Source organism: Companilactobacillus kedongensis, from assembly GCF_003946625.1.
Classification (GTDB): domain Bacteria; phylum Bacillota; class Bacilli; order Lactobacillales; family Lactobacillaceae; genus Companilactobacillus; species Companilactobacillus kedongensis.
In genome coordinates this window covers 1-17,473 of record NZ_RHOR01000015.1, presented here as the reverse complement: position 1 = coordinate 17,473, position 17,473 = coordinate 1, and the positions used below count along the sequence as shown (strand labels likewise).

At 36.7% G+C, this 17,473-nt stretch carries 16 protein-coding genes; all 16 read left to right on the top strand.

The window, feature by feature from the left end:
* The first annotated feature begins 116 nt into the window (after window positions 1-116).
* Window positions 117-1,553 (top strand): glucose-6-phosphate dehydrogenase, encoded by a 1,437-nt coding sequence (gene zwf, locus EKM60_RS08810; RefSeq protein ID WP_125714585.1) that lies wholly within the window; start codon window positions 117-119, stop codon window positions 1,551-1,553.
* Complete coding sequence (gene dinB / locus EKM60_RS08805; protein ID WP_125714583.1) at window positions 1,528-2,700, top strand: DNA polymerase IV; 1,173 nt, start codon at window positions 1,528-1,530, stop codon at window positions 2,698-2,700. Before zwf ends, dinB begins: the two co-directional genes overlap by 26 nt.
* Window positions 2,693-3,646, top strand: a complete 954-nt coding sequence (locus EKM60_RS08800) for a DHH family phosphoesterase (protein ID WP_125714581.1) — start codon at window positions 2,693-2,695, stop codon at window positions 3,644-3,646. Before dinB ends, EKM60_RS08800 begins: the two co-directional genes overlap by 8 nt.
* Window positions 3,647-4,993 carry a DEAD/DEAH box helicase gene (locus tag EKM60_RS08795; protein WP_125714578.1) on the top strand — a complete coding sequence of 449 codons (1,347 nt, stop codon included), beginning with the start codon at window positions 3,647-3,649 and terminating at the stop codon, window positions 4,991-4,993.
* 544 nt (window positions 4,994-5,537) lie between these two features.
* A complete protein-coding gene (gene trpD / locus EKM60_RS08790; RefSeq protein ID WP_125714576.1) occupies window positions 5,538-6,566 on the top strand; it encodes an anthranilate phosphoribosyltransferase in 1,029 nt (342 codons plus the stop codon).
* Window positions 6,563-7,297 (top strand): indole-3-glycerol phosphate synthase TrpC, encoded by a 735-nt coding sequence (trpC, locus tag EKM60_RS08785; RefSeq protein WP_125714574.1) that lies wholly within the window; start codon window positions 6,563-6,565, stop codon window positions 7,295-7,297. The genes trpD and trpC overlap by 4 nt, the downstream gene beginning before the upstream one ends.
* A 3-nt stretch (window positions 7,298-7,300) precedes the next feature.
* Complete coding sequence (locus tag EKM60_RS08780; protein WP_125714572.1) at window positions 7,301-7,876, top strand: phosphoribosylanthranilate isomerase; 576 nt, start codon at window positions 7,301-7,303, stop codon at window positions 7,874-7,876.
* A 12-nt stretch (window positions 7,877-7,888) separates the two neighbouring features.
* Window positions 7,889-9,097 carry a tryptophan synthase subunit beta gene (gene trpB, locus EKM60_RS08775; protein WP_125714570.1) on the top strand — a complete coding sequence of 403 codons (1,209 nt, stop codon included), beginning with the start codon at window positions 7,889-7,891 and terminating at the stop codon, window positions 9,095-9,097.
* A complete protein-coding gene (gene trpA / locus EKM60_RS08770) occupies window positions 9,090-9,842 on the top strand; it encodes a tryptophan synthase subunit alpha (protein ID WP_125714565.1) in 753 nt (250 codons plus the stop codon). The genes trpB and trpA overlap by 8 nt, the downstream gene beginning before the upstream one ends.
* Before the next feature lie 289 nt (window positions 9,843-10,131).
* Window positions 10,132-12,771, top strand: a complete 2,640-nt coding sequence (gene alaS, locus EKM60_RS08765; RefSeq protein WP_125714563.1) for an alanine--tRNA ligase — start codon at window positions 10,132-10,134, stop codon at window positions 12,769-12,771.
* A gap of 63 nt (window positions 12,772-12,834) precedes the next feature.
* Window positions 12,835-13,092 carry an IreB family regulatory phosphoprotein gene (locus EKM60_RS08760; protein WP_057766528.1) on the top strand — a complete coding sequence of 86 codons (258 nt, stop codon included), beginning with the start codon at window positions 12,835-12,837 and terminating at the stop codon, window positions 13,090-13,092.
* Window positions 13,092-13,526 carry a Holliday junction resolvase RuvX gene (ruvX, locus tag EKM60_RS08755; protein WP_225427033.1) on the top strand — a complete coding sequence of 145 codons (435 nt, stop codon included), beginning with the start codon at window positions 13,092-13,094 and terminating at the stop codon, window positions 13,524-13,526. Before EKM60_RS08760 ends, ruvX begins: the two co-directional genes overlap by 1 nt.
* An 8-nt stretch (window positions 13,527-13,534) precedes the next feature.
* Window positions 13,535-13,846 carry a DUF1292 domain-containing protein gene (locus EKM60_RS08750; RefSeq protein ID WP_125714559.1) on the top strand — a complete coding sequence of 104 codons (312 nt, stop codon included), beginning with the start codon at window positions 13,535-13,537 and terminating at the stop codon, window positions 13,844-13,846.
* An 86-nt stretch (window positions 13,847-13,932) separates the two neighbouring features.
* Window positions 13,933-14,475 carry a CvpA family protein gene (locus EKM60_RS08745; protein ID WP_125714557.1) on the top strand — a complete coding sequence of 181 codons (543 nt, stop codon included), beginning with the start codon at window positions 13,933-13,935 and terminating at the stop codon, window positions 14,473-14,475.
* A gap of 55 nt (window positions 14,476-14,530) precedes the next feature.
* Window positions 14,531-16,885: an endonuclease MutS2 gene (locus EKM60_RS08740; RefSeq protein ID WP_125714527.1), complete on the top strand. Its 2,355-nt coding sequence runs from the start codon at window positions 14,531-14,533 to the stop codon at window positions 16,883-16,885.
* Window positions 16,886-16,962: 77 nt separating this feature from the next.
* On the top strand, window positions 16,963-17,274 hold the full coding sequence (gene trxA, locus EKM60_RS08735; RefSeq protein ID WP_125714525.1) for a thioredoxin: 312 nt from the start codon (window positions 16,963-16,965) through the stop codon (window positions 17,272-17,274).
* Window positions 17,275-17,473: the final 199 nt, after the last annotated feature.

Genomic DNA, 17,473 nt, shown 5'->3' with positions numbered 1-17,473 from the left:
AAATATTATTTGTATTAGAGAGACGATATTAAAGATGTTTCTAAACGGGTAGTGTAAAATAGAATTATACGTTTTATTAATGGAAATTAGATGATTTATCAAAGGGAGTTTGGAGAATGGCTACAGAAAAGTCGGCAGTTTTTATAATTTTTGGTGGTTCCGGTGATTTGGCACATCGTAAGTTATATCCAGCCTTGTACCGTTTATTTAAAGCTGGGATGTTGAAAGATCACTTTGCAGTAATTGGTACAGCTCGACGTCCATGGAGTAATGAATATTTCCGTCAAACAGTGGTAACTTCACTTGAGGATTTTGATGATGATAAGAGAATGATGGAAAACTTTGCCATGCATTTCTTCTATCAATCACATGATGTGAACGATTCTGACCATTATATTGCTTTGAAACAATTGGCAAGTAAATTAGATGATCGTTTTGAGACTGGTCGTAATCGAGTTTATTACATGGCGATTGCTCCAAGATTCTTTGGTACAGTTGCGGCTCATATCAAGTCAGAAGATCTAAAGACTGACGGATATAATCGTTTAGTTATCGAGAAACCTTTCGGGAGAGATCTGAAGAGTGCCTGTGACTTGAATGATGCTTTATCAAAGGCATTCACTGAAAAAGAAATTTATCGTATCGATCATTATTTAGGCAAGAAGATGGTAAAAGAGATTCCTAATCTTCGTCAAAATAATCCTAAATTCGATGAGATCTTAAATAATAAGTATGTTTCAAATGTTCAGGTTACTTTAGGTGAGTCACTTGGTGTTGAGGACCGCGGTGGATACTATGAAACTGCTGGAGCTTTACGTGATATGGTTCAAAATCATATTATGCAGATCCTCGGTGTCGTTGCAATGGATGAACCTGAAGTGATGAATGCTGAATCGATCCATGAAATCAAAGGTGGACTATTTGCTAATTTGAAGGATCTTACACCTGAACAAGTTTCTAAAAAATTTGTCCGTGGTCAATATGACACTGATAAAATAGGCAAACTCAATCCTTATAGAAAAGAAGATAAGGTTGAAGAAGATTCAAATATTGAAACTTTTGTAGCAGGTAAGATCGAATTTAATAATGAACGCTGGGCGGATGTTCCTTTCTACGTACGTTCTGGTAAGAGAATGCCTAAGAAGTCTTCAAGAATCGATATTGTTTTCAATGAAAAGGTGGAAGCGTTTGGTATCAGACCAAATACTATTGTGACTTTGTTTATCGAACCAGAAGACGGCAGTAGTATTTTGATCAACGGTATTGACTATCGAGAAGTTAAACAAGATTTGATCAAATACCCTGAAGATCCAGATATCTTTAAGGGTGCACGTGAAGCCTATGAAAGCTTGTTTATCGACATTCTTGCCGGTGATAAAGCTAACTTTACACTGTGGGAAGAATTGAAGAGTACTTGGAAATATATTGATGTTATTAGAGAACAATGGGATGCTGAAGATCCACAATTCCCTAATTATTTGAGTGACACAATGGGTCCAGATACAGCCGACACACTCTTAGAGAAAGATGGTAATTCTTGGATCTGGAATTAAGGCGGTGTTTGCAATCGAATTTTTAAAAATACCAATTAGAATTGAAGAAAACCGAAAAATCATCCATGTTGATATGGATGCTTTTTTTGCGTCTGTGGAAGAACGAGAACACCCATATTATAAGAGAAAATGCCTGATCGTAGCTCCTGATCCTAGAAAAAATCATCATCATGGTGTAGTGACAACGGCTAATTATAATGCTAGAAAGTATGGTGTTCATTCAGCCATGCCGGCCCAACAAGCACTGGAACTTATCCCACGTGATAAACTAGTTATTGCACCGCCAAATTTTGAATTGTACCGTAAGACTTCTGATTATATACACAGTATTTTTGCTGATGTAACTGATGTATATCAGTCGGTAGCCCTCGATGAAGCTTATCTTGATGTGACTAATAACAAATTGGATGAACCTAACACGGTCAAGGTGGCCAATTACATTCAACAGCGGATCATCAAGGAAACTAAGTTAACGTGTTCAGTTGGAATATCGTATAATAAATTTCTAGCCAAGATGGCATCAGATTATCGAAAGCCATTTGGTCGAACAATTGTTTTAGGCGAGTATGCGGAGGATTTCTTGAAGCCGATCCCAATCGAAAAATTTAATGGTATTGGTAAAGCTATGCAAAAGAAATTACATGACATGGATATTTATACTGGTGAGGATCTGCAAAACCTTGATCAAGATGTTTTTTTACAAACATTTGGTAAACTAGGGTATGTGATGTTTCGCAGAGTTCATGGAATTGACGATTCAAAGGTCAACAATCATCGGTTAAGAAAGTCGATAGGTCGAGAGCGTACCTATGGTATGAATCTGGTTTTAGATCAGCAAGTTGAGCAAGAATTACACTTTTTAGCCAATTTGGTTAGTAAGGATCTGAAGAAACAGCGACAACATGGGAAGACGGTTGTTTTAAAATTACGAAATTCTGATTTTGAAACCATCACCAAACGCATGAGTTTTCAAGATTATGTTCAAGATTCAGATGAAATTTATCGAGTCGCTAAGGGAATCTATGATAAATTAAAAGTAAGTGATCAAAAGATTCGGTTATTGGGAATAACCGTGACTAATCTTGATCCATTATCTTATCAGGAAGTTTCATTAAAGCTATTTTTAGACGGAGGCACTAATGAATAAGTTTGCAGATATAATTGAAACAATTAAAAAGTATGATAGAATTATCATTCTACGTCATCAAAATCCAGATCCAGATGCTTTGGGGTCTCAAAAGGGATTGGCATTGACTTTACAAGCAGCCTTTCCAGAAAAAACTATTTTGATCGGTGGACAAAATGCCGAAGGTTTAAAATGGTTGTCCACAATGGACCATGTAAAAAATGATGATTTCAAGGGTGCTTTAGTCATTACGACTGATACAGCTAATACACCAAGAGTTGATGATAATCGTTACGATCAAGGAGACTTCTTGATCAAGATCGACCATCATCCAAATGATGAAGCATATGGTGATCAACTATATGTGAATACTGATGCTAGTTCTAGTTCAGAAATCATTGCTGATCTTATTGCATCAAGCAGTGATTTGACTTTGACTAAAGAAGCAGCCTACTATCTATATGCAGGTATTGTCGGTGATACAGGTCGTTTTATGTATCCGGCTACAACTGAACATACTATGTGTGTTGCTGGTAGATTCCTCTCATTGGGCATTGATGCTCCTGGTATCAACCAAAAAATGAATGAAATTACTTTGCAACAAGCTAAACTTCAAGGTGAATTATTTGATCGTTTGAAGATCGATGAGTCTGGTGCTGCCATGGCTGTTATTGATGATGACCTGATGAACAAATTGGGGATCAATCAAGAGCAAGCCAACTCAGTAGTATCAACACCTGGTCGTTTAGGCGAAGTCTTTGCTTGGCTAGAAGCTGTTCAAAAGCATGATGATACTTATAGGATTCATCTACGTTCTAAGGGACCAGTTATCAATGAATTAGCTAAGGAACATGATGGCGGTGGACATCCTTTAGCTAGTGGTGCTAATGCTAAGGATTTAGAAGAAGTAGACCAAATGTATAAGAAATTAATTAAAATCGTAACCGATTTTAAAAAGGGTGAATAAATGACAAAATTTTCACAGTACAACTTTAATGACGCGATCAATAAGTCATTGAAAGAAATTCATTTTGATGAGCCAACACCAGTTCAAGAGGCAGTTATCTCATTAGTGAATAAGAAGAAGGACATTATTGTGCAATCAGAAACAGGGTCTGGTAAGACCCATGCTTTCTTGTTGCCAATTTTGAATGCCATAACTAAGAATCAGACTGTGCAAGCTTTGATCGCGACACCTAGTCGTGAGTTGGCTTATCAAATATATGAAGATACACAGAATATTCTTAAAAACTATCCTGAAGAATATAATGCTTTTATTTTCGTTGGTGGCGCTGATCGTGAACGTCAAAAGAGAAAATTAAATGCTCATCAACCACAAATTGCAATCGGAACACCAGGTAGACTCTGGGATCTGATCCGCGAAAACGACTTGCATGTTGAAAATGTGGAACGTTTTGTTGTCGATGAAGCTGATATGACTTTAGATATGGGATTCTTAAATGATATCGATCGTATCGCTGCTAAGATGCCAGAGAGACATGAAATGATGGTCTTCTCAGCTACTATCCCACAGAAACTAGAGCCATTCTTAAAGAAGTACATGAAGGGTCCTAAGCGTGTTGAATTAAAGAACTCATCAGTTATTGCTAGAAATGTTGATAATTGGTTGATGTTCACACATGGTCGCGATAAGAAAGAGTTGATCTATCAACTAATGACTTTAGGATCACCATATATGGCATTGATCTTTGCTAATACCAAAAAGTCTGTTGATGAGATTTATGAATATTTAAAGAATAAGGGACTTAAAGTTGCTCGTATTCATGGTGGATTGACTCCTCGTGAGAGAAAACGAGTTATGAAACAAGTCGAAAATATGGAATATCAATTCGTTGTAGCAACTGATCTAGCTGCTCGTGGTATTGATATCAATGGTGTTTCACACGTTATTAACGCTGAAATCCCTGATGACTTGGAATTCTTTATTCACCGTGTTGGTAGAACTGGACGTAACAAGATGTCTGGAACTGCTATCACACTTTACGCTCCCGGTGAAGAAAACAAAGTTGGCGAGATCGAGCACTTAGGTATCAAATTCAAGCCTAAGGAATTGAAGAACAATGAAATCGTTGATGGCTATGAACGTGATCGTCGTGAAGAGCGTCACGCTAGTCAAGAAAAGCTTGATCCAAAATTGGTTGGTTTTGTTAAGAAACAAAAGACCAAGAGAAAGCCTGGTTATAAGAAAAAGATCAGACAAGCAATTTCTACTGAAAAACGTCAACAAAGAAAGATCAAGAATCGTCAAGAAATGCGTAAACAACGCGATAAGAGACGTAATGATCACAAATAATCGCATGGCCTTAAAACATTACTTTTAGTCACATAAAATTAAAAAAATCTAATTTTATGTTGACAAACACTAGCAATAGTCTTAATCTCTATAACAACAAAACAAATTCGTCCATAAACCGATGAGATGGAGATCAAGACTATTGTGCATGCACAGAGAGTTACCGTTGCTGAGAGTGTAGCCAAACGCAGATAGTTAAATGGACCATCGAGGGTTCTTTCGAATATCTGGTTATTAAAATAACTTTAATTTTAATATCAAATTAGTACAAAGAAACGTTAGGCATACGTAAGTTGTCGGGAGGGTGATAGCCCTTCGCTAAGAGTAATGGATAGTAGTGTTGTTGTATTTTGCATACGCTACTAGTCTATTAAAATAAGGTGGCACCGCGGTATATATATCCGTCCTTAAACTTCTAATCAAGTTTATGGGCGGATTTTTTTGTATCTATTTTTAAAAGGAGAACTTAAATGATACAAAATCCCGGAAAACGATGGTCTTAACAATTTGATTTAGCATAAAAAATTAAATTGGAGGAATCATCATGCAAACAAAAATTGAAAGTGCTATTAAAAAATTGGTTGAAGGTCAAGATTTAACTTTTAAAGAAACAAATCGAGTTATCGATGAAATTATGAGTGGAAAAACAAGTAACGTTCAAATCTCAAGTTTTCTAACAGCATTATCTGTCCGTAAGGAGACGGTTGAAGAAATAGCCGGCGCTGCAGATGCCATGAGAAAACATGCGTTGGGATTCAAAGTCGATGAACCAGTTCTGGAAATTGTTGGAACTGGTGGTGATCATTCTAATTCATTTAACATTTCAACTACTTCAGCACTTGTCGTATCTGCCACTGGTATTCCAGTAGCAAAGCACGGCAATAGAGCAGCTAGTTCTAAGAGTGGGGCGGCTGATGTATTAGAAGCTTTAGGTGTTCAAATTAATATTGATCCAATCCAAAGTGAAACGATTCTCAAACAAATTGGTATCTGTTTCTTGTTTGCACAGGAATATCACAAGGCAATGAAATATGTTGCTCCGGTTAGAAAAGAGTTAGGTATCAGAACTTTGTTTAATGTGTTGGGACCTTTGGCAAATCCAGCACATGCAACATATCAAATGTTAGGCGTTTATGATGAAGAATTAGTAGAACCAATGGTCAAGGTTTTAGATCAATTAGGGGTAGAAAACGCAGTCGTCATCCATGGACAAGATGGATTTGATGAGGTATCTGCATCAGCTCCTACAACGGTTGCAGAGATAACTAATGGGAAATTGATAAAATATGAAATAACACCTGAGGAATTTGGTATCAATAGATGTGACAAGTTAGATATTATTGGCGGAACTCCAAGTGAAAATGCTCAAATAACACGTGATGTTTTAAATGGAAAATATGATGCACATAGGGATGTAGTACTTTTAAATGCTGGCGTAGCAATTCATACAGCTAAACCTGAAATCACGATCGCCGATGGTATCAAGATGGCAACACAAGCTATCGACTCCGGTGCTGCAATGCATCAATTAGAAAAATTCATTGATCTGACTAAGGTTGGATTAGTCGCATGATATTAGATGACTTGGTGGCAACGACAAAAGAAAGAATCAAAAATGAGAAATCAGGTCATAATGTTGAAAATGTTATAGCAAGATTCTTAAGTCCAGATATGGGATTTATCGGTGAAGTAAAAAAGGCCTCGCCTTCAAAAGAAATAATTGTGGATAATTTTCCGTATCTAAAAATAGCCAAAGAATATCAACAGGCTGGCGTGGATGCGATTTCAGTTTTAACTGAGCCAAAATATTTTCAAGGTCAATTAAAATATTTGACGGATATTAAAAAAGAAGTAGATGTGCCGATCCTTAGAAAAGATTTTGTGGTCGATCCATATATGATCTATCAAGCAAAATTTGCCAGAGCAAATATTATCCTGTTGATAACGGCAATTTTGACACCTAAGCAATTAAAAAAATTTCAACAATTAGCTGATGAATTAGATTTGGCGGCAATTGTAGAAGTACATTCAAAAGATGAATTAGATGTTGCACTTAATGCGGGAGCTAAGATTATTGGAGTTAATAATCGTAATTTAAAGGATTTCACAGTTGATCTTAATAACAGTTTGAAATTAAGAAATCTGGTTCCTAAACAAATTCCTTTTATTGCTGAAAGTGGTATTAAATCAGTTGAAGATATCAAACTCTTAAAGAAAGCCAATGTAAATGAAGTGTTGATCGGAGAAACTTTTATGAGAGCTAATGATAAGTTGAAAGTAATCAATGAATTTAAAGAAGCGTAAATTATGACAAAAATAAAAATTTGTGGATTGATGACAGAAAGCGATATTAAAGCCGTTAATCAAGCAAAACCAGATTATGCAGGATTCATTTTTGCTGGCGGACGTCACCATGTTGATTTAAAACAAGTTCTAAAATTACGAAAACTACTAGATCCTAAAATTATAAGTGTTGGAGTATTTGTAGATGCCTCGATCGATGAAATGCTGGAGGCTGTGACTAGTGGTGCTGTTTCAGTGATTCAGTTGCATGGTCATGAATCAGAAAAACTGGTTGAGAAATTAAAAAATCTTGATATTAAAGTCATTCAAGTTTTTAAGTTACCTACTGAAAAAACTATTCAGACAAATGCAGATATATTGATGATAGATAGTGGTTCCGGAGATGGTCAAATATTAGATTGGACGTCCCTTCCAGTAAGACCCAATATTTTGGCTGGCGCAATTGATATCAATAATGCTTCTATGGCAATCAAACAAGTTGCTCCAGATATTATTGATGTCTCTCGTGGAGTGGAAACTGACAATAAAAAAGATCCCTTAAAAATAAAACAAATCGTAAATAAAGTACACAGATTGTAAGGAGATAATACTATGAAGGAAATGCAAGAAACTGATCCTAAGTCACGCTATTATGGAGAATTTGGCGGACAATTTATTCCCGAAACGCTGATGACAGAATTGAATAAAGTTTCAGAGGCTTATGACAAATATAAAAACAACCCCGCTTTTTTGGAGGAGTTGCAGATACTTTTAAATGATTATGCCAATCGTCCATCACTTTTGTACTATGCAAAGAATATGACTGAAGATCTTGGAGGAGCCAAGATTTATTTCAAACGCGAAGACCTCAATCATACTGGAGCACATAAGATCAATAACGTTATTGGGCAGGCTTTGATCGCCAAACGTATGGGAAAGACACGTTTGATTGCAGAAACAGGAGCCGGTCAGCATGGGGTTGCTACTGCGACAATTGCCGCATTGTTCGGGATGGAATGTGAGATCTACATGGGGAAGATGGATACTGACAGACAAAAGTTAAATGTCTATCGTATGGAATTATTAGGTGCCAAAGTGCACCCAGTGACAACTGGTTCTATGGTTCTAAAAGACGCGGTCAATGCTACTTTGCAGGCATGGACTCAACGCGTCGATGATACTTTTTATGTTTTAGGTTCAGCAGTTGGACCCTATCCATTTCCAGAAATGGTGCATGATTTTCAAAGCGTTATCAGCAAAGAATCCAAACAACAGATACTTGATGTTGAAGGTAGACTTCCAGATACCGTAGTTGCCTGCGTGGGTGGAGGTAGTAATGCTATCGGTAGTTTTGCTGAATACATTGACGATGAAAATGTTCAATTGATTGGTTGTGAAGCCGCCGGGAAAGGTGTGGATACTGACCAAACTGCTGCTACGATCGAACGTGGTTCAACAGGTATCTTTCATGGTATGAAATCATTATTCTTACAAAATAACGATGGTCAAATTGATAAAGTTTATTCTATTTCAGCAGGATTGGATTACCCTGGTGTTGGGCCGGAACATGCACATTTGGCAATTACTAAACGTGCGCAATATGTTGGTATAACTGATGATGAAGCCGTCGATGCCTTTGAATATATTGCTAAAACGGAAGGTATAATTGCTGCCATTGAAAGTTGTCATGCCGTAGCCTATGTTGAAAAATTGGCACCAACAATGTCGAAAGATAAGATTATTATCTGCACTTTATCAGGTCGTGGTGATAAAGATGTTGCTTCAATAGCTAAGTATAGAGGGAGAGATATTGATGAATAAATTACAAAAGATTTTTGAAAATAAAAAAGTTTTTATACCATTTGTAGTGGCTAACGATCCTGATTTTAATACAACCGTCCAGAATGTTTTGACCTTAGCTGATAATGGAGCTGATATTGTGGAATTGGGGATTCCTTTTTCAGATCCAGTTGCCGATGGTCCAGTGATCCAAGCAGCGGATCTAAGAGCCTTTGAAGCCGGAGTAAATGTTAATGTAGTTTTCGATATTGTTGAAAAAGTCAGAGAGTCGACTAACGTGCCGATCGTCTTTCTAACATATACGAATATTGCTTTTAAGTTTGGATATGAAGCTTTTTGTAAGAAATGTCATGAACTAAATATTTCTGGTTTAGTGATTCCTGATTTACCACTTGAAGAACAAGGTGATCTGAAGAAATATACAGATCAATATGATATTTCTTTGATTCAATTAGTTGCTCCAACTTCGGATGAACGTATTACTAAAATCGCTAAAGCTGCACAAGGATTCATCTATATGGTTTCTTCTATGGGAGTTACCGGAAAACGTGAGGACTTTTCAAATGAATTGAGTCCGACGATAAAAAGAATTAAGGAAGTTACTGATGTTCCGGTGGCAATTGGCTTTGGAATTCATTCAGTACAACAGGCCCAAGATCTATCAGGATTGGCTGATGGAATAATTATTGGCAGTGCGGTTGTTGAATTAGTTAACAAAGGGGAAGATCTAGCTAAATACGCTAATGAGATCAGTGCAGCAATCTAAAATATGGGGTTAGGGATTTAAATATTGACTTTTTTTAGTTGTGTCGTTAATATTTTCATTGGATATATCAAATGATAAGTGTCAAAAGAGAAGGCTAGCTGCTGAGAACGCCAAGACAACTAATTATTTAGATGCTACCAAAATGTTAATTGAATATAACTTTTTGAGAGGCTAACGAAAAATCGTTGCAAACAAGGTGGTACCGCGCAGTGGCGTCCTTGAAATTGCAACGGTTTTTATTTTTTTTTGAGTGGTCTTATGAAGAAATCATTTATTTAGGGGAGATAAAATGAAAAATTTATCTAGTGCAGAAATAAGAAAAATGTTTTTAGATTTTTTCCAAACGAAAGGTCACACCGTTGAACCTAGCGCATCTCTAGTGCCAGTCAATGATCCAACCTTACTATGGGTCAATTCCGGTGTTGCTACATTGAAGAAGTATTTTGACGGAACCGTGATTCCTAAGAATCCTAGAATTACTAATGCTCAAAAATGTATCAGAACTAATGATATCGAAAATGTTGGTAAAACAGCACGTCACCAAACATTCTTTGAAATGCTTGGTAACTTTTCCGTTGGTGATTATTTTAAGAAAGAAATTATCCCTTGGGCATTTGAATTTCTAACAAGTCCTGAATGGATCGATATGGATGCTGAAAAACTTTACGTCACAACATATCCAAAGGATACTGAAACACAAAAGCTTTGGGCAGAAGTAGGTATCTTGCCAGATCATATCCTAAAAGAAGAGGATAATTTCTGGGATATTGGTGAGGGCCCATGTGGTCCTGACTCAGAAATTTTCTACGACCGTGGTCAAAGTTTTAATAATCTATCAGAAGATGATCCTGAAAATTATCCTGGTGGTGAAAATGAAAGATATCTGGAAGTTTGGAATATCGTTTTCTCAGAACTAAATCACTTGCCAAATGGTAAATATGTTGAGCAACCACATAAAAACATTGATACGGGTATGGGACTAGAACGTTTAGTTTCTATTATCCAAGGATCAAAAACTAATTTTGAAACTGACCTCTTTAAGCCAATCATCGAACAAGCTGAAGAATTAAGTGACAATCGTAAATATGGCGTTAATGATGAAGATGATGTATCATTTAAAATCATCGCTGATCACGCTAGAACAGTTTCATTTGCTGTCGGTGACGGAGCTTTGCCTTCTAATGAAGGACGTGGTTATGTTATCAGACGTTTGATCAGACGTGCTGTTTTAAATGGTAAGAAAATCGGTATTAATGGCCCATTCCTTTATAAACTTGTTCCTACTGTTGGTAAGATAATGGAGAGTTACTATCCAGAAGTTAGTCAACAACAAGAATTTATTGCTAAGACGATCCAACAAGAAGAAAAACGTTTTTCAGATACTTTGAATGATGGTTTAGCACTACTAAATGGTGTTATCAGTGACCTTCACAAAAAGAATGAAAAGATGATCGATGGAGCATCTGCTTTCAAGCTTTATGATACTTATGGTTTCCCATTGGAAATGACTCGTGAGTATGCCCATGATGAAGGGTTAGATGTTGATGAAGATGGTTTCAAAGAAAACATGGAAGCTCAAAAGCAACGTGCTCGTGATGCTCGTGGAAACTTACAATCTATGGGGATGCAAGATGAAACATTGATGGAAATCAAGACTAAGAGTGAATTTGTTGGTTATGATCAAACAGACATCAAAGCTACATTAAAAGATATCGTGGCTGATGATAATGAAGTTTCAGCTGTTGCTGAAGGTAAAGCTCAATTAATTTTTGATAAGACACCTTTCTATGCTGAAATGGGTGGTCAAGTGGCTGATATTGGTGGAATTTATGATGATAACGGCAACCAAGTAGCAGAAGTTGTCGATGTACAACATGCACCAAATGGTCAAAATATTCATGTAGTTAATGTTTTCAATGAGTTAAAACAAAACAGTGAATACGAATTGAAGATCGATGTCGATTTCCGTGAAAAAGTACGTCACAATCACACGGCTACTCACTTATTGGACCAAGCTTTGCGCGATGTTGTGGGACCAAGAACACATCAAGCTGGATCATTAGTTGAACCTGATTACTTGAGATTTGATTTTAACAGCAATGCTGCTTTAACAAAGGATCAAATCAGTCAATTGGAAACAATCGTCAATAAGAAAATCTGGGAAGCTATTCCAGTTAAGACAGAAGTTTTACCTATTGAAGAAGCTAAGAAGAAAAAGGGTGCAATTGCCCTATTTAGCGAAAAATATGGTGATTTAGTACGTGTTGTTGAAATTGACGACTATTCAGTTGAATTCTGTGGTGGTACACATGCCAGAAATACTTCTGAATTAGGATTATTCAAGATCACTTCTGAATCAGCTATTGGTTCAGGTATCAGAAGAGTTGAAGCTGTAACTGGCGAGGAAGCATTTGAATACTTGAATACTCAATTACAACTATTGCAAGAAACAGCTGATATGATGAAAGTAAATCAATTGAAAGATGTCCCACAACGTGCAAATCAATTAATTGATGATAATAAAGCTTTAAAACGTGATAACCAGAACCTTAAGACACAATTAACCAGTCAAAAATCAAATGAGATCTTTGATCATGTTGAGGACATTAATGGATTCAAAGTTATTGCTGATATAGTTCCAGCAGATATGGCCGCTTTACGCCAATTAGCTGATAAGTGGAAGAACGATCAAAGTTCTGATATTTTAGTGCTAGGCGCAAGTGCAGATCAAAAAGCCAGTTTAGTAGTTGCTGTAAATAAGGATTCTCAAGCCAAAGGTGTTAAGGCTGGCGATATTATCAAGAAAATCGCTAAAGAGATCCAAGGTGGCGGCGGTGGTCGTCCAGATATGGCGCAAGCTGGTGGTAAAAACCCTGCTGGTTTAACAAATGCGTTACAAATGGCTAAAGATGTTATTAAATCTTATTAAAGTGGGCTATAATTGAAGTAAGATTTTTTCAACCATTTAAATAATGTTATATGGAGGTTTGCCATGAGTTCACTTGATAAAACAATGAGTTTTGACTTTAATGAGAATAAAGGCAAAGATGTAAAAGATACGCTTCAAAGTGTCTACCAATCCTTGGAAGAAAAGGGATATAATCCCATCAATCAAATTGTCGGATACTTGTTATCAGGGGATCCAGCATATATTCCAAGACATAATGATGCCAGAAATCTGATTTTGAAGCATGAAAGGGACGAGATAATCGAAGAACTAGTCAAAAGTTATCTCGGTCAAAGCAAATAATGCGCTTACTTGGATTAGATGTGGGCTCAAGGACTGTTGGAGTGGCTGCTAGTGATTTATTAGGCTGGACTGCTCAAGGAGTTGAAATTATTCGTATTAATGAAGACGATGGGGATTTTGGTTTAGACAGATTGTCTGAGATCATCAAAGATAAACAACCAACAGGTGTTGTCATTGGTTTACCTAAGAATATGAATAATACTGAGGGACCTAGGGTTGAAAAGTCTCGTGAGTACGGTAACATGGTGGAAGAAAAATTTGGTTTGCCGGTCGATTTTATCGATGAAAGATTAACTACTGTTCAAGCTGAACGTATGTTGATCGATGAAGCAAATGTCTCGCGTAAGAAACGTAAAAAAGTTATTGATAAAATTGCCGCCGAAATGATTTTACAAAATTATTTAGATGCGAAAGGTAAGTTAACACGAAAATAGGTGAAAATATGAATGAAAATCCACAGTCACCAAAAGATTTGGATGAAGTGATTTTAAGTGATGATCAAGGAAATGAAGAAACTTACAAGATTCTTTTTACCTTTGATTCAGAAGATTACGGCAAATCATATGTTGTCTTGTATCCTAAAGATGTAGAAGATTCAAGTGAAATTGAAGTGCAAGCTTTCTCATTCACACCCGATGAAAATGGGGATGTTGATGCTGGTGAATTAGATCCTATCGAAGATGATGAAGAATGGGATATGATTCAAGAAGTGCTTAATACATTCAGTTCAGATGACGAAGAACAAGATGAATAACTGATAAAAGCGGGACAAGAGGGTTATTTACTCTCTTGTCCCGCGTTTATGCAAAACTTGAGTGATACGGAATTAAAGGGGATATAATGCTGAGTCTTTTAATTGTTTTATGTTTAGTCTATGGCTTTTACGTCGGTGCAAGGCGTGGCCTGATGATGCAAGCTTTTTATACAGTCGGATATACGATATTCTTTGGGATAGCATGGATTTCGGCTAGAGCTTTAGGACCAAAATTTGAAATGTTAATACCATATCCTTCCGCTAATTTGGGAAGTGAGTTCGCTTTCTTTTCAACGAAAGTCGGGATGGAATTAGACGACGCATTTTATCGTGCATTTGCCTTTATTTTTGTCTGCTTTATTGGTTGGATCGTTATGCGATTCATTGGGTTATATTTTAAGCGATTAACTTATTTTCCAATGTATAACGATGTTAACCTCTTGAGTGGGGGAATACTCGGATTGCTAGTCAATTATATAATGATCTTTTTGATCCTTTTGACTATGGCAATGATACCGGTCACTGGTATTCAGAATTCGTTGCAACATTCTTTTGTTGCCTCGGCAATGATCCGGAGTACTCCAATATTGACTCACGCGTTAACGACGCTTTTAATAAGTGGTATCTAAGGATAAGGCTGGGACAATTTAATTGTTTCAGTCTTATTTTCTAAGAGGAGATTAAATGAATAATAAAGCATTAAATGTTTTAGAGTTTGACAAGATAAAAGCTGAAATAGGGAAGTTTTTGATTACCTCTCGTGGACATGCATTACTGAAAAGGTTAATGCCAATGTCAGTTGAATCGATCGTTCAAAGATTGATCGATCAAACTAAGGACGGTATGGATATCGTCCGTCTAAAAGGTGAGATTCCAGTTAGAAAATTGGCTGATCTAAATGATCAGGCCAATCGACTCAAAAAAGATGGTAATTTAAATGGGACCGAATTAGCCGCAATTGGGCAAGTTCTAAAAAATACAAGTGAATTAAAAGAATTCTTTGAAGGTCTGCATGATGATGCAGTTGACCTTCGACAATTATATGAATTAAATGATGATTTGATCGACAATCCGACTTTGACAACTAGGATCAACAAATCATTAGATGAAAGTGGTCGAGTTTTAGACGCCGCTTCACCAGATTTAAAATATATCAGAGAACACATTGAACGTTTGAGCGCTCAGATCAGACATGCAATGGAACAATATACTAGAGGTAAGAGTACTAAGTATTTGACTGAAGCAATTGTTACTTTGCGTGATGATCGTTTTGTTGTTCCCGTTAAGACGGAATATAGAGCCAAATTTGGTGGCGTTGTCCATGATCAAAGTGCTAGTGGACAAACACTTTATATTGAGCCACAAGCAGTTGTAGGTTTGAATAATCAATTACACGATAATCAAACTTCTGAAAAACTGGAAGAAATCAAGATTTTAAATGAACTATCTGATTTAGTTCGTCCAGAAATTGATGACATCGTTAAGAATAATGATGTTTTGGCTCAATTTGATTTGATCAATGCTAAGGCTAAATATGCTAAAGAAATCAAGGGTACTGAACCTTTGATCTCTAAAGAACGTGTCGTTGATTTGAAGGAAGCTAAGCATCCTTTGATCGACCCCGATCGAGTTATTGCCAATGATATTAAGATTGGTGATGGCTACAAAACTATGCTGATAACTGGACCTAATACTGGTGGTAAAACTATCACTATGAAGACGTTAGGTTTGCTCCAAGCTATGGCGCAAGCGGGACTATTCATTCCTGCTCATGAAGAGAGTGAAGTTGCCGTTTTTGATGAGATTTTTGTTGATATTGGTGATGAACAGTCTATTGAGCAGAACTTATCAACATTCTCGTCACATATGGACAATATTATTAATATTATCCACAAGGTATCTCAGAACAGTTTAGTTTTGATCGATGAGTTAGGTGCCGGGACTGATCCTCAAGAAGGTGCCTCAATTGCCATTGCTATTTTGGAAAAACTTTCCAAATCAGATTGTATGATCATGGCAACAACTCACTACCCAGAATTGAAAGTATTTGCTTATAATACTGAAGAAACTATCAATGCAAGTATGGAATTTGATGATAAATCATTGAAACCAACGTATCGCTTGTTGATCGGTATTCCCGGAGCAAGTAATGCCTTTAATATTGCTGGACGTTTGGGTATGGATCGTGATGTCGTTGAACGTGGTGAATCACTGATGAGTGGTGAAAGCCAAGACTTGAATAATATGATCACCGATCTGGAGAATCGTCGTAAAGAATTTGAACAGAAGAATCAAGATTTGTCTGAACAATTAGCTAAGAATAAAGCAATTGAAGATGACTATGAGCAAAAACAAGTTGCCCTAGCTAATTCTAAAGACAGTGAGATCCAAGCTGCCAAAGTCCGTGCCAATCAAATCGTTGCCCGTGCTAAAGGTAAGTCAGACAAGATCATCGATCATTTGCGTGAAATGGAACGTAAAGGTGTCGCTGTTAAAGAAGATCAACTGATCAGTGCTAAAACTGAATTGAAGAATCTTCATCAAGATGAAACCGTCAAAAAGAATCGTGTTTTACGTCGTAATAAACGTAAGCAAGCTCTTAAAGTTGGCGATGAAGTCAAGGCTATTCCATATGGTCAAATTGGTACGATCGTTCGTAAGAATCGTAATGATGAATATGAAGTTCAATTAGGTATCCTCAAGATGAAATTCAAGAGTGATGATCTAGAAAAAGTTCAAGCTTCTAAAGATGAAGATGAGCCTAAGCCAACAATGGTCAGAAGAACTAAGAGTTCGGGTCTTTCTAGTAAGTTGGACTTACGTGGTAAACGTTATGAAGAAGCAATGACAGAATTGGATAGATATATTGATGAAGCATTGCTAGCAGGTTATAATCAAGTTACTATCGTTCATGGATTTGGTACGGGAGTAATTAGAAAAGGTGTTACTAAATATTTGCAGACAAATCCAAGAGTTAAGTCCTTTGGATATGCACCTGCAAGTTCGGGTGGTTCAGGAGCTACCATCGTTGATCTTTAGATTCTCGATACAAAATGTTTCCTAGAATTGTCCGAAAGTGATACCTTTATATGAGTGATTTAAAAAGGAGTGATTTCATGGTTGATGAAGTAACAGATGCAAATTTCCAAGAAGAAACTAAAGACGGCGTAGTATTGACAGACTTTTGGGCTACATGGTGTGGTCCATGTCGTATGCAATCACCTGTTATTGAGGATCTATCTGAGGAAAATGATGCAGTTAAGTTCACTAAGATGGACGTAGATGCTAACCCTAAAACACCAGAATCATTTGGAATCATGGCTATCCCAACACTAGTTGTCAAAAAAGATGGCGAAGTTGTTGAAAAGATAACTGGATTTCACAGTAAAGCTCAATTAGCTAAAATTTTGGATGGTTATACTGATTAGTATCAGAAATAAAAAGCCTTGTTTGCTTAGCAAACAAGGCTTTTTATATATTATTATGCCTTTAGGCCCAGTTGAGTGCGCGTAAGCGTGCGAAACAAAAAACCACCCGCTATGCGGGTGGGCGTTAATAGTTATACGAAAAAGCCCCCAATAGTTTTAAAATGAAGGTGTCGAAGCCAAACATTAAAAAATTAAAGGG